Origin of the sequence: Streptomyces sp. NBC_00190 (assembly GCF_036203305.1) — a bacterium.
Lineage (GTDB): Bacteria > Actinomycetota > Actinomycetes > Streptomycetales > Streptomycetaceae > Streptomyces.
Window position 1 is genome coordinate 4,876,148 of the sequence record NZ_CP108131.1, and the last position, 12,048, is coordinate 4,888,195.

Here is a 12,048-nt window from a genome sequence, read left to right on the forward strand (position 1 = left end):
GGCCGCGAGGGTAGTGGCCATGGCGATAGACACACAGACGACAACCACCGGGCCGCGCACGGCGGCCCCCGAGAACGACCGGCTCTCCGGCCGGGCCAAGCTGGTCCTCTTCGTGCTCTGCGCCGCCCAGTTCATGGTGGCGCTCGACTTCTCCGTACTGAACGTGGCCCTGCCGGTGCTCGGCAAGGACCTCGGGCTGAGCAGGTCCGCCCTCCAGTGGGCGGTCACCGCGTTCGCCCTGCCGTCCGGCGGCTTCCTGCTCCTCTTCGGCCGGATCGCCGACCTGTTCGGCCGCAAGAAGCTGTTCCTGACCGGCCTCGTGCTGTTCGGCGCGGCCTCGCTGCTCGCGACCCTCGCCTGGGACCCGGCGTCCTTCCTGGCCGGGCGCGCCCTGCAGGGCCTGGGCGCGGCGGTCATCGTGCCGACCGGCATGTCCCTGCTGACCACGACCTTCCCCGAGGGGCCGCTGCGCGACAAGGCGCTTGGCATCTCCGGCACCCTGCTGTCCCTCGGTTTCACCATCGGCATGGTGCTCGGCGGAGTCATGACCGACACCCTGGGCTGGCGCTCCACCATGGGCCTGCTCGCGGTCGCCGCGGTGGTCGTACTGGTCCTCGCCCCCGGGCTGCTGCCGGAGTCCCGTACCCCCGAGCGTCCGCGGCTGGACGTGCCCGGAGCTGTCACCGTGACCGGCGGTCTGCTCGCGCTGATCTACTCCCTGTCGACGGCGGCCCAGCGCGGCTTCGGCGACGTGGACGTCTGGGGCACGCTGGTCGTCGGGGTCGGGCTGCTCGCCGCGTTCGTGGTGGTGGAGTCGAAGGCCGCGGCGCCGCTGGTGTCGCTGCCGATGCTGAAGCGGCGTACGGTCGCGTGGGGCAACATCGCCGGGCTGGTGACGTTCTCGATGATGTCGACGGTCATCTTCGTCCTGACCCTCTACCTCCAGGAGACGCTGGAGCTGTCGTCCTTCCGGACCGGTCTGGTGTTCGGCGTCCAGGGCGTCGCGTCCGTCCTCGCCGGCTCCTACGCCCCCAGGGTCATCGGCCGCTTCGGCGCGCGCCGCGTCCTGGTCGGATCGCTGCTCGGGCAGGGGGCGTTCGGCGCCGCGCTGCTGGCCGTGGGCACGGACTCGGGCGCACTGCTGGCGACCGTCGCGGTCTCGCTGGCCAGCATGTGCCACCTCGGCGCGATCATCTCGTACGGGCTGGTCGTGACGAGCGGCGTGCCCGACGAGGAGCAGGGCCTGGCGACCGGCCTGGTCACCACCACCCAGCAGGTCGGCATCACGATCGGCATCCCGCTGCTCGGCGTCGTGGCCACCACCCAGGCCTCGCTCTTCGACGGGGTCCGCACGGTCCTGGCGACCGACGCGGCGATCGTCCTCGCGGCGGCCCTCCTGGTGGCTGCCGGCCTGGGCCTGGGCCTCGGCCGCCGCAAGAAGGCCTGACGGCTTGCGGCGTGGAGGGCAGAGCCGTCCCTGCCGGACTCGTCTCAGGCCGACCGGCCTCGCCGGTACCGCAACCGCAACCCCGCAGCGAGGCCGGCTGCCGCCAGGGCGGCGGCTGCCCCGTACGCCCAGGGCGCCCACGGCCGTGCGCCGCCCGCCAGGGGCGGGGACGCCGCGTCGCGGCAGTCTGCCGCGGGGGGTGTCACCCGGTAGCGGGCCCACTCCTTGGCGGGCTTGCCCTTCTCGTTCCAGCGCACGACGTAGAGGCCGGGCTGGGCGTCGCACCGGATCCGGACCGTGGCGCTCACCAGCTTGGCGCCGCGCATGACCACCGGCCCCGTGAACCCGGGGGACGTCAGCTCGACCATGCCGTCGTGTCCCATCTCCAGACCGTCCGTGGCATGCAGCTCCCCACCAGCCGGTACGGAACGCACGTCCCAGGGCGATGACGGCCACTCCGAGCCCGCGGGGTACCGCTCCTCCATGGACTCGGGCGGCCGCGCGCCCACCTGCCGCGCGCACTCCGCCCGCTCCGCCGCATCGGCCGGGGCCACCTGGATCCTGCCCCACAGCCGGTCGATCTTGGAGGCGTTCTCGTCACCGAGGGGCGAGCCGAACCGCACCTCGTAGGAACCGGGCTCGGTGGTGCAGGAGACTGTCGCCACCGCCTTGAGGAGGAGGTCGTCCATCCGGAAGGTGCCGTCGGCGGCGAAGGCCGGTGAGGTCACCCGGACACCGCTGAACGCGTCCCCGGACCTCATGGCCTCGGTCGTCACGATGACCCGCTCCCCGGGACGGACGGACAGTTCCGCACCGCTGGGCACCGGCCGGGGGAGATCTTCAGCAGGCACCGCTAACGCACCACTCGCCCCTCCCGCTCCCAGCAGCACCACCGCTCCGACGAGACCGAACCTCTTCGCGTTCATGCCCATGTGAAACCCTCCCCATCCCGTTGATGATCTTCAAGCCGCCCGACGAGGACGCCCTGGCCGGAAGGCGAAGACCTACGCGGCCGGAAGGCGCCCGCGTCACCGGATCGGGTGGAGGAACTCCAGGAGCAGCTCGGTGATCTCCGCGGGGCGCTCCAGCGAGGGCAGGTGGCCCGCCCAGGGGAGCTCCAGGTGGCGGGCGCCGGGGACGAGGGACGGGAGCTCGGCCGCGACGGCGCGGAAGTCGGGGAGGTCGTGGGCGCCGCCGACCGCGAGGACCGGGGCGGTGACGGCGGCGAAGTCGATGTCCGGCTCGGGGAGTTCGTGGTCCTCGGTGAGGTGCGCGGAGCCCTGGAAGTTCCGCAGCTGCATGGCCCGTACGAGGGCGTGCGCGGCCTCATCGGCGTCCGGGCCGAGCCAGGTGCGGGCGTTCAGCGCGGCCGCCCCCTCCAGGTCGCCGGCGGCCAGCAGCCCGTCCTCGGCGGCGCCGAACTCCCGCACCTGCGGCGAGCCGGGCCGGTGCCCCGGGCGGCCCGCGCAGAGCAGGGCCAGGCGGGTCACGCGCTCCGGGTGCAGGGCGGCGATCCGCAGGGCGACCCGGCCGCCGTAGGAGGAGCCGACGAGCGCGGCGCGCTCGATGCCGAGCCGGTCCAGCAGCGCGACGACGTCGCCGTCGTCGGTGTACGGGGTCTGCGCGGCGGGGGAGTCCCCGCAGGTCCGGAAGTCGGGCCGGACCACGCGGAACCCGGCGTCGGCCAGGGCCGCGTACGGGGTGTCCCACATGCGCCGGTCGCAGACGGAGGAGTGGAGCAGGACGGCGGCGGGGGCGTCGACGGGCCCGGCCACGTCAAAGGAGATGATCACGCGCCGATCCTGGCGGGTGGGCGCGGGGCCCGCCACCGCGTTTTTCGCCCGCGGTGATTCGCCCCGGTGATTCGCCGGTGTTTCGCCCCGCCCGGACGCCCCCTCAGAGGCTCAGCGACCGCGCGAAGTTGAGCTGCGACATCACCCACGGGAAGGTGCTCTGGTCCTGGGCCGGGATCATCGTGGAGTGGTGGCGGCCGCCGCTGGTCACCGAGACCTGGATGTAGCCCGTGGTCTTCTTCTCCTTCATCAGGAGGAACAGCAGGCCCAGCAGGCAGAACAGGAAGAAGATGACGGCGAGGATGATCGCGTGGGTCGGGATCTTCTCCTCGGTGCGCGAGAAGTCCGTCGCGTTCCAAACCGCGCCCCGCAGCGGCATGTTGCCCGACGGCGTGATGATCTGGTCCCCCACGACCGTGATGTCGCCGAGGGACACGCCGGCGCCGTTCATCGGGGCGGGTGCGGGGACGGGGGCCGGGATGCCCGCGCCCATGGTCGGCTGGTAGGCCGGGGGCCCGGCCGCCGGGTAGGGCTGCGGGTAGCCGTAACTCGGCTCGCCGGGGCCCCACTTGTAGTCACCCTGGCCGGGCATGCCGGGCTGCCCGCCCTGGCCGGGGTTGCCCGCGTACGGATTCGGCTGCTGCTCGCTCATGCCGCTGATCCTTCCACAGCGGCCCTCCGGGCTGTACCCGTCAGAGCGCCGCAGTGATGAGGCGGCCGAGGTGAACGCGCATCTGCGCACGGTCGTTGGGGGCGGGGACGAGCGAGTAGACGACGGTGCGGCCGCCCCGCTCGGTCGCGAACACCCCGCTGGTGGACGGGCCCATGGAGCCGGTCTTGCCCCAGACGACGGCGCGGTCGGCCTCGGCGCGCATCATGCCGCTCATGCTGTACCGGTCCACGTTGCCCTCCGAGAGCGCTGGCATGGTGAACAACTGCCGCTGCTGGGCGGGCTTCAGCAGCCGGCAGCGCAGCAGCGCCGCCATGAACCGTTCCAGGTCGGGGGCGTTGGGGACCATGCCGCCCTCGGACCGGCGGCGACCAGGGTGGTCCAACGGGCCCTGAGCGTGGCGGAGTTCACGGAATTCGCGGAGTCCTTCATGGCCGTAAGCCTGCCGTGAGGAAGATCGGCCATGGGGGACGGCCCCCAGCCGACCCTGACGCGCCCCCGAGTACGCACAAGGCCCGCACCCCGAGGAGGGGTGCGGGCCTTGCCGCGTCAAGGAGGGGGAATCAGAAGCGACGCGTGATCAGCGCGCGCTTCACTTCCTGGATCGCCTTCGTGACCTCGATGCCACGCGGGCACGCGTCGGTGCAGTTGAAGGTCGTGCGGCAGCGCCACACGCCGTCCTTGTCGTTGAGGATCTCCAGCCGCTGCTCGCCGGCCTCGTCACGCGAGTCGAAGATGAAGCGGTGCGCGTTGACGATCGCCGCCGGGCCGAAGTACTGGCCGTCGTTCCAGAACACCGGGCACGAGGACGTGCACGCGGCGCACAGGATGCACTTGGTGGTGTCGTCGAAGCGCTCGCGGTCCTCGGCGGACTGCAGGCGCTCACGCGTCGGCTCGTTGCCCTTGGTGACCAGGAACGGCATGACGTCGCGGTACGCCTGGAAGAAGGGCTCCATGTCGACGACAAGGTCCTTCATCACGGTGAGGCCCTTGATGGCCTCGACCGTGATCGGCTTCTCCGGGTTGATGTCCTTGATCAGCGTCTTGCAGGCGAGCCTGTTCTTGCCGTTGATCCGCATCGCGTCGGAGCCGCAGATGCCGTGCGCGCACGAGCGGCGGAAGGTCAGCGTGCCGTCGAGGTCCCACTTGATCTTGTGGAGACCGTCGAGCACGCGCTCCTTCGGGTCGATCTCGATCTGGAAGTCCTGCCACTGCGCCTCGTCCGAGATCTCGGGGTTGTAGCGGCGGATCCGGAACGTGACCGTGATGAAGGGCGAAGCCGCGGCCGCGGCCTCCATCTGGTCCGTCTTGCTCAGGGTCGGGGTGCCCATCAGTACTTACGCTCCATCGGCTGGTAGCGGGTGACGACGACGGGCTTGTAGTCCAGCCGGACGGAGTCCTTGCCGTCGTCGCCGACCTCGCGGTACGCCATGGTGTGGCGCATGAAGTTGACGTCGTCGCGGTTCGGGTAGTCCTCGCGGTAGTGACCGCCGCGGGACTCCTTGCGCGCCAGCGCGGACACGGCCATGACCTCGGCCAGGTCGAGCAGGTTGCCCAGCTCGATGGCCTCCAGCAGGTCCGTGTTGAAGCGCTTGCCCTTGTCCTGGACGGACACGTTCTTGTAGCGCTCGCGCAGTTCCGCGATCTTCTCGACCGCGGTCTTGATGGTCTGCTCCGTACGGAACACCATCACGCACGCGTCCATCGTCTCCTGGAGCTCCAGGCGCAGGTCGGCGACCCGCTCCTTGCCCGTGGAGTCGCGCAGCTGCTCGACGAGGTCGACGACCTGCTGCGCCGGGTTCTCCGGCAGCTCGACGTAGTCGTTCTCGTGCGCGTACTTGGCCGCGGCGATGCCCGAGCGCTTGCCGAAGACGTTGATGTCCAGCAGCGAGTTGGTGCCCAGGCGGTTCGCGCCGTGCACGGACACGCACGCGACCTCGCCGGCCGCGTACAGGCCCGGGACGACGGTGGTGTTGTCCGAGAGGACCTCACCCTCGACGTTGGTCGGGATGCCGCCCATGGCGTAGTGCGCGGTGGGCTGGATCGGGATCGGGTCCGTGTACGGCTCGATGCCCAGGTACGTACGCGCGAACTCGGTGATGTCCGGGAGCTTCGCGTCGAGCTGCTCCGGCGGCAGGTGCGTCAGGTCCAGGTACACGTGGTCACCGGCCGGACCGCAGCCGCGGCCCTCACGGATCTCGGTGTAGATGGAGCGCGAGACGACGTCACGGGACGCGAGGTCCTTCATGACCGGCGCGTACTTCTCCATGAAGCGCTCGCCGTCCTTGTTGCGGAGGATGCCGCCCTCACCGCGGGCGCCCTCCGTCAGCAGGATGCCCATGCGCCAGATGCCCGTCGGGTGGAACTGGAAGAACTCCATGTCCTCCAGCGGCAGGCCGCGGCGGTAGCAGGCCGCCTGGCCGTCACCCGTGAGGGTGTGCGCGTTGGAGGTCACCTTGAAGAACTTGCCGGTGCCGCCGGAGGCGTAGATGACGGACTTGGCCTGGAACACGTGGATCTCGCCGGTGGCGAGCTCGTACGCGACCACACCGGCCGACTTCTTGACGCCGTCCTCCTCGACCAGGAGCTGGTCCAGGACGTAGAACTCGTTGAAGAACTCCACGCCCTCCTTGACGCAGTTCTGGTACAGCGTCTGGAGGATCATGTGGCCCGTGCGGTCCGCGGCGTAGCAGGACCGGCGGACCGGGGCCTCGCCGTGGTTGCGCGAGTGGCCGCCGAAGCGGCGCTGGTCGATGGTGCCGTCCGGCGTGCGGTTGAACGGCAGGCCCATCTTCTCCAGGTCGAGGACGGCGTCGATGGCCTCCTTCGCCAGGATCTCGGCGGCGTCCTGGTCGACCAGGTAGTCACCGCCCTTGACCGTGTCGAAGGTGTGCCACTCCCAGTTGTCGTCCTCCACGTTGGCCAGCGCGGCGGCCATGCCGCCCTGCGCGGCGCCCGTGTGGGAGCGGGTGGGGTAGAGCTTCGTCAGCACCGCGGTGCGGCTGCGCTTCGTCGACTCGATGGCGGCGCGCATGCCCGCGCCACCTGCGCCGACGATGACGGTGTCGTACTTGTGGATCTTCATTGGTTTCGCCTCAGCCCCGTTGCCTAGCGGATGTTCGGGTCGAAGGTGAAGATCACCAGCGTGCCCAGAAGGATGGTGAACACCGTGGCGGTGTAGAGCAGGCCCTTCAGCCACAGCCGCGTGTTGGCGCGCTCCGCGTAGTCGTTGATGACGGTACGCAGACCGTTGGCGCCGTGCAGCATGGCTAGCCACAGCATCAGCAGGTCCCAGACCTGCCAGAACGGGGACGCCCAGCGGCCGGCCACGAAGGCGAAGCCGATCTTGGACACGCCGCCGTCGAGCACCAGCTGGATCAGCAGGTGGCCGATGACGAGGACGACGAGAACGATGCCCGAGAGGCGCATGAAGAGCCACGCGACCATCTCGAAGTTCCCGCGGGTCGAGCGCGGGGTCTTGCCGGTCCGCTTGCGCGGGGCCTCGATGTAAGGCGCCGGGTTCTCGGCGTCGTAGAGGGATGCGCCCTCGACGTCGCCGATGGCCTTGGCGGAAGAAGTGTCAGAAGACATGCGTGTCACTTCCCGAACAGTTCAAGGTAGGCGTGGCCGAGTACGGGGTACAGAGCACCCGCCATCAGCACGACCCAGATGATCACGACCCACCAGAGCATCTTCTTCTGGTGGCGCGGGCCCTTGGACCAGAAGTCCACGGCGATGACACGGAGACCGTTGAGCGCGTGGAACAGGATTGCGGCGACGAGGCCGTACTCCAGCAGCGCGACGATCGGAGTCTTGTAGGTAGCCACCACATCGTCGTACGCCTCGGGGGAGACGCGGACGAGTGCGGTGTCGAGGACGTGTACGAACAGGAAGAAGAAGATGAGGACGCCGGTGACTCGATGAGCCACCCAGGACCACATTCCTTCCCGGCCGCGGTACAACGTTCCAGCCGGCACGGAAAACCCTCCGGAAGCGGGGCGGGGGCCAGCCGGCTTCTTTGTCGGTCGGGCCCGGCCGGGTACGGTCCACCGGCCCCGGACATCGTAGCGACGCTTTGTCGGTTCCTTCGCGCGGGGGCCATCGGTGTGATCAAACAGGCTCGGACGGGCTATCCCACAGGGGCGAATAGCCCCGTTTCCGCCCCGGACAGACCATCCGCCGACGTCAGCCAATGTGTCAGGTCGCACAATCGGGCCTGCGCGACACGGCGCAGCTCGTCGGCGGAGATCGAGCGTTCCTCGTCCTCCTCGTGACCCATCCGGCGGCGGATCGCGGCCAGCAGATGGGCCACCCGCTCCTCCGGCGGATGCCCGTCGAGACAGATCACGAAGGCGTGGCCGAACTTCCGTTCGTACTCGGCGTGCGCCGCGTCGAGGGCCAGCAGCGCCGCGTACGAGGCCCCGTGGCCCAGCTCCTCCGAGCACTCGGCGGCCAGTGCCTCCGTGAGGTCGGCCTGCGAGAGGTCGTACGAGGCTTCGTCCGCGGCGGCGATCAGCGTGCCGAGATCGGGGTAGGGGCGGTGCGTGGAGACCCGGTGCGCCCAGCGGCGGCTTCCGCAGCACTGCATCAGGGCCGCCTGGGCGGCCTCGGGGGACAGGGCGTTGAACCGGGCCAGCCCGCAGCCGTGGGAAGGACCGGGGCTTCCTCCGGACTTCTCTCCCGGACTCTGTCCGGAAAGGGCCCCCGGAGGGATGCCCCCATGGGACTGTGCCGGAAGGTGGCTGGACAGCGGGGGGCTCCTCGGGGCGTGGCGCGGGTGTACGGCCACGCTATAGACGCAGGGCAAGGCGTGTCGTACCCATTCGGGGATTTCACCCGGAAGTGAGCCGAAAGGATGACGTGGGTACCGTGGACCTCGACGGGGCAGCGCCCGGGATCGGGATAAGGAGGGCGGCCGAGGCCGCCACCCCCCACAGGAGAGGCCCCAGCCGCCATCCGTCACGGGCTCGTGCGACAAGCCCGTATCCCTGTCAGCGTCCTGAGTGCGTTTTGTGTCACACCCCGCTCCGCGCAGGATTGGTTGCTCGTTGTACAACTCGTGGACGAAGGTGCGGGAAAGCCGTAACGTGCTGATTTGCGCCAGACGTACAGGACAGTGAACGGGTTGGGGACTTTGCTGGGGGACGACGCGGAGCTGACCGCCGCGGTGCTCGCGGCACAGGACGGCGACGAGGACGCGTTCCGTGCTGTGTACCGTGCCGTGCACCCACGGCTGCTCGGATACGTACGCACGCTCGTCGGGGACGGCGACGCGGAAGACGTGACCTCCGAGGCCTGGCTGCAGATCGCCCGCGACCTCGACTCCTTCGCCGGCGACGCCGACCGCTTCCGGGGCTGGGCCGCCCGCATCGCCCGCAACCGGGCCCTCGACCACATCCGCATGCGCGGCCGTCGCCCCGCCATCGGCGGCGACGACACCGAGCTCACCGGCTGGGCCGCCGACAGCGACACCGCGGTCGCGGCGATGGAGTCCCTGTCCACCGGCACGACGATGGCGCTCATCGCGCAGCTCCCGCAGGACCAGGCCGAGGCCGTCGTCCTGCGGGTCGTGGTCGGCCTGGACGCGAAGAGCGCGGCCGAGACGCTCGGCAAGCGGCCCGGCGCCGTGCGCACCGCCGCTCACCGCGGCCTGAAGAAGCTCGCGGAGCTGCTCGGAGCGCAGGACGCGGAGGGCGACTTCGCGCCGGACTCGGTACCGGACTCGGACCGGGGGCCGCGCGTCGGCCATAATGCCGGTGGCCAGGCGCGGGGCGGCGGGGGCGGGAGGGATCTCGACGCCGTACCCGCACAGCGCGGCCACGGCGGGGGCCTCGTAGAAAAAACCGGTGTGACGCATTCACGTTGGCGGACGCAGAAGGACATGTGATGGCCGACGAGCGCGACAGGTGGCTGGACAGCGCCGCCGCGGACAAACTGCTGCGCGGTGAACCGGCGGAACCTGTGGGACCGGACGCCGACCCGCGGGACCGGCGCGAAGCCGCCCGGCTGCGCGCTGCCCTCGACGCCTTGGCCGGACCGCCGCCCGCGACCGGGGAACTGCCCGGCGAGGCCGCGGCGGTGGCCGCCTTCCTCGCGGCGCGCGGCGGCTCCGCGGCCACGCCCGCAAGCACCGAACGCTCCGAACGCCGCGAGTCCGCGGCGTTCTCCGGCGAACCCCTGGTCGACATCGGCCGCGCCTCCGCCGCCTTCCGCGTTCCCGCGCCCCGGCGCGCTCGGACGGTGCGGTTCGGTCTGGCGGCGGCCCTCGCGAGCGTCGCGGTCGGCGGACTGGCCGCCGCGGCGGGCGCCGGGCTGCTGGACCAGTCGCGGCACGACACCGCCGGGCCGGGCCCCGCGATGTCGGTGAGCGCCGACGGCGTGCCCACCCCGGGCGACGGCAGCGGGGCCTCGACGCTCAGCCCGCAGCTGCGCCCCACCCCGCTGCGGGACGGCGCGAGTCCGTCGGCCTCCACGGGCCCGACGCAGCAGCCGGGTACGTCCGCGAGCGGTACGGCGTCCGCCGGCGGATTCTCGTCCGGTACGCCCGCCACCGGTGGCACGGGCAAGGACGGCAAGGACGGCAAGTCCCGGACGGACGGAACCCCGGACTTCTTCGGCGGCGACAGCAAGGACCGCGACCAGGACCGGGAGAACATGCGCCGGGCCGTGGACCTCTGCAAGGACTACCGGTCCGGCCGGCTCAACGACGACCGGCGCGAGCGGCTCTCACACCTGGCCCGCGGCCTCGCTCGTATCCCGTCCTACTGCGGGGCGCTGCTGGACGGCGTCGTCGACGACGGCAAGCGCATGGACTCCCCGGGCATGTCCGTGGGCGGTACGGGTGCCGGGTCGGTCAAGGCCCCGACCGTGGCACCGCCGCTCCCGGGGGCCTCGGCGGCCCTGCCCGACCGGCTCTCACAACCCGCATCGAGCAGCCTGTAACACTTTTCGAATCGGCGGCGCAGTACATAACGAGCCGACTGGTCATCGGCTGCGCATGAGCCGGGGTTCCCCCCGTACCCCTGGGCTCTGCGCAAACGGCGCGGGCGGGGCACGTTCCCCCGGCCCTGCCCGCGCCACTAACTTCCGACCACCGGCCTGCGGCCGCCGCCCGGCTCACCAGTAGACGACGACCTTGTCGCCGACCTGCACCTGGTCGAAGAGGGCCGACAGCTTCTTCTTGTCCCGGACGTTCACGCAGCCGTGCGAGGCGCCAGCGTAGCCGCGGGCCGCGAAGTCGGCCGAGTAGTGCACCGCCTGGCCGCCGCTGAAGAACATCGCGTACGGCATCGGCGTGTGGTAGATCGTCGACGTCCAGTCCTTGGCCTTCCAGCCCACGTTGAACACGCCCTCGCGGGTCGGGGTGTTCTCCGAGCCGAAGCGCACGTCCATCGTGGAGACGACCTTGCCGTCGATCATCCAGGCGAGGGTGCGGCTCTCCTTGCTGATGCACATGACCCGGCCCTCCATGCAGCGCGGGTCGGGCGCGTCCGCCTCGTTCTCCGTCGGCGGGCGCAGCTCGTCGGCGGTGGGCTTCTTCGAGGAGCTCTGGATCTTGTTCCAGGTGGCCTCGTCGACCGAACCGGTCGCGTTCAGGGAGTGCTTCGACTGGAAGGACTTGACCGCCGCGGTGGTCTTCGTGCCGTAGAAGCCGGTCGGCGCGACCGACATGAACTTGAGCTGCTTCAGGCGTGCCTGGAGCTCGCGCACCTGCTCGGTGTCGTCTCCGTTGGCCATGATCTGCTTCACCGTCGGCGAAGGCGAGGCGGACGCCGACGGGGACGCGGACGCCGACGCGGACGGAGAGGCCGACGGCGACGCGTCGCCGGGCTTGCCGTCGGTGGTCGGAGAGGCTTCGGGGGTGGCGGCCGCCGTGGGCGAAGAGGGGGCCGAGGAAGCGGAGCCGGCCGACTCCGACTTCTGCGGCCCGCAGGCGGTCGCGGCGAGCGCGACGGCGGTTGCCACCCCGATCGTGCGGATTATCAATCTCTGGCGCTGCATTGCAGTCCCCCCGGTTTCTACGTCGTGTATGTAGGTGATGCCTCGCGTGCGTGGAGAGTTGCGCTCGGACCCGGGATGTTGCGCCATTGTGACCAGGGGTCGTCCGCAGCCTTACGCGATGGGGCGGGACGGTTGTA

General features: G+C 70.8%; 14 protein-coding genes. 4 read left to right on the plus strand and 10 right to left on the minus strand.

Annotated elements, in window-relative coordinates:
• Nucleotides 1–19: 19 nt before the first annotated feature.
• Nucleotides 20–1,447, plus strand: coding sequence for an MFS transporter (locus OG429_RS23605; RefSeq protein ID WP_328927261.1), 1,428 nt, complete (start codon nt 20–22; stop codon nt 1,445–1,447).
• A 44-nt stretch (nt 1,448–1,491) separates the two neighbouring features.
• Here OG429_RS23605 and OG429_RS23610 read toward each other — a convergent pair whose 3' ends face one another.
• From OG429_RS23610 to OG429_RS23650, 9 genes are all read right to left on the minus strand, one after another.
• Nucleotides 1,492–2,379, minus strand: a complete 888-nt coding sequence (locus OG429_RS23610; protein ID WP_328927262.1) for a hypothetical protein — start codon at nt 2,377–2,379, stop codon at nt 1,492–1,494.
• Between the two features lie 96 nt (nt 2,380–2,475).
• Complete coding sequence (locus OG429_RS23615; protein WP_328927263.1) at nt 2,476–3,240, minus strand: alpha/beta fold hydrolase; 765 nt, start codon at nt 3,238–3,240, stop codon at nt 2,476–2,478.
• A gap of 103 nt (nt 3,241–3,343) precedes the next feature.
• Nucleotides 3,344–3,892 carry a hypothetical protein gene (locus OG429_RS23620; RefSeq protein WP_328927264.1) on the minus strand — a complete coding sequence of 183 codons (549 nt, stop codon included), beginning with the start codon at nt 3,890–3,892 and terminating at the stop codon, nt 3,344–3,346.
• 40 nt (nt 3,893–3,932) lie between these two features.
• The gene (locus tag OG429_RS23625) at nt 3,933–4,295 is read right to left on the minus strand and encodes a hypothetical protein (RefSeq protein WP_328927265.1); all 363 of its coding nucleotides are present in this window, start codon (nt 4,293–4,295) and stop codon (nt 3,933–3,935) included.
• 178 nt (nt 4,296–4,473) lie between these two features.
• Nucleotides 4,474–5,241 (minus strand): succinate dehydrogenase iron-sulfur subunit, encoded by a 768-nt coding sequence (locus tag OG429_RS23630; protein WP_328927266.1) that lies wholly within the window; start codon nt 5,239–5,241, stop codon nt 4,474–4,476.
• On the minus strand, nt 5,241–6,995 hold the full coding sequence (sdhA, locus tag OG429_RS23635; RefSeq protein WP_328927267.1) for a succinate dehydrogenase flavoprotein subunit: 1,755 nt from the start codon (nt 6,993–6,995) through the stop codon (nt 5,241–5,243). Before sdhA ends, OG429_RS23630 begins: the two co-directional genes overlap by 1 nt.
• A gap of 23 nt (nt 6,996–7,018) precedes the next feature.
• Entirely contained in the window at nt 7,019–7,501 is a 483-nt protein-coding gene (locus tag OG429_RS23640; RefSeq protein ID WP_328927268.1) for a succinate dehydrogenase hydrophobic membrane anchor subunit, read from the minus strand.
• 5 nt (nt 7,502–7,506) lie between these two features.
• Complete coding sequence (gene sdhC / locus OG429_RS23645; RefSeq protein WP_328927269.1) at nt 7,507–7,887, minus strand: succinate dehydrogenase, cytochrome b556 subunit; 381 nt, start codon at nt 7,885–7,887, stop codon at nt 7,507–7,509.
• Between the two features lie 152 nt (nt 7,888–8,039).
• Nucleotides 8,040–8,699 (minus strand): 2-oxo-4-hydroxy-4-carboxy-5-ureidoimidazoline decarboxylase, encoded by a 660-nt coding sequence (locus OG429_RS23650; protein ID WP_405678877.1) that lies wholly within the window; start codon nt 8,697–8,699, stop codon nt 8,040–8,042.
• Nucleotides 8,700–9,044: 345 nt separating this feature from the next.
• On the opposite strand from OG429_RS23650, the gene OG429_RS23655 reads away from it, so the two are divergent.
• Both OG429_RS23655 and OG429_RS23660 read left to right on the plus strand, forming a co-directional pair.
• Nucleotides 9,045–9,797 carry an RNA polymerase sigma factor gene (locus OG429_RS23655; RefSeq protein WP_328930386.1) on the plus strand — a complete coding sequence of 251 codons (753 nt, stop codon included), beginning with the start codon at nt 9,045–9,047 and terminating at the stop codon, nt 9,795–9,797.
• Nucleotides 9,797–10,852: a hypothetical protein gene (locus OG429_RS23660; protein ID WP_328927270.1), complete on the plus strand. Its 1,056-nt coding sequence runs from the start codon at nt 9,797–9,799 to the stop codon at nt 10,850–10,852. The genes OG429_RS23655 and OG429_RS23660 overlap by 1 nt, the downstream gene beginning before the upstream one ends.
• A gap of 174 nt (nt 10,853–11,026) precedes the next feature.
• Here the strand turns inward: OG429_RS23660 and OG429_RS23665 are convergent, their stop codons facing one another.
• Nucleotides 11,027–11,647 (minus strand): L,D-transpeptidase family protein, encoded by a 621-nt coding sequence (locus OG429_RS23665; protein WP_405678874.1) that lies wholly within the window; start codon nt 11,645–11,647, stop codon nt 11,027–11,029.
• On the opposite strand from OG429_RS23665, the gene OG429_RS41485 reads away from it, so the two are divergent.
• On the plus strand, nt 11,646–11,945 hold the full coding sequence (locus OG429_RS41485; RefSeq protein ID WP_405921771.1) for a hypothetical protein: 300 nt from the start codon (nt 11,646–11,648) through the stop codon (nt 11,943–11,945). The two genes, OG429_RS23665 and OG429_RS41485, sit on opposite strands and share 2 nt — an antisense overlap.
• Nucleotides 11,946–12,048: the final 103 nt, after the last annotated feature.

Bases quoted from the DNA above. Each gene is read 5' to 3' on its own strand.
- OG429_RS23630 (WP_328927266.1), bottom strand. From the start codon at position 5,241: ATGGGCACCCCGACCCTGAGCAAGACGGACCAGATGGAGGCCGCGGCC.
- sdhA (WP_328927267.1), bottom strand. From the start codon at position 6,995: ATGAAGATCCACAAGTACGACACCGTCATCGTCGGCGCAGGTGGCGCG.
- OG429_RS23660 (WP_328927270.1), top strand. From the start codon at position 9,797: ATGGCCGACGAGCGCGACAGGTGGCTGGACAGCGCCGCCGCGGACAAA.
- OG429_RS41485 (WP_405921771.1), top strand. From the start codon at position 11,646: ATGATCTGCTTCACCGTCGGCGAAGGCGAGGCGGACGCCGACGGGGAC.
- OG429_RS23620 (WP_328927264.1), bottom strand. From the start codon at position 3,892: ATGAGCGAGCAGCAGCCGAATCCGTACGCGGGCAACCCCGGCCAGGGC.
- OG429_RS23665 (WP_405678874.1), bottom strand. From the start codon at position 11,647: ATGGCCAACGGAGACGACACCGAGCAGGTGCGCGAGCTCCAGGCACGC.
- OG429_RS23605 (WP_328927261.1), top strand. From the start codon at position 20: ATGGCGATAGACACACAGACGACAACCACCGGGCCGCGCACGGCGGCC.
- OG429_RS23640 (WP_328927268.1), bottom strand. From the start codon at position 7,501: ATGTCTTCTGACACTTCTTCCGCCAAGGCCATCGGCGACGTCGAGGGC.
- OG429_RS23610 (WP_328927262.1), bottom strand. From the start codon at position 2,379: ATGGGCATGAACGCGAAGAGGTTCGGTCTCGTCGGAGCGGTGGTGCTG.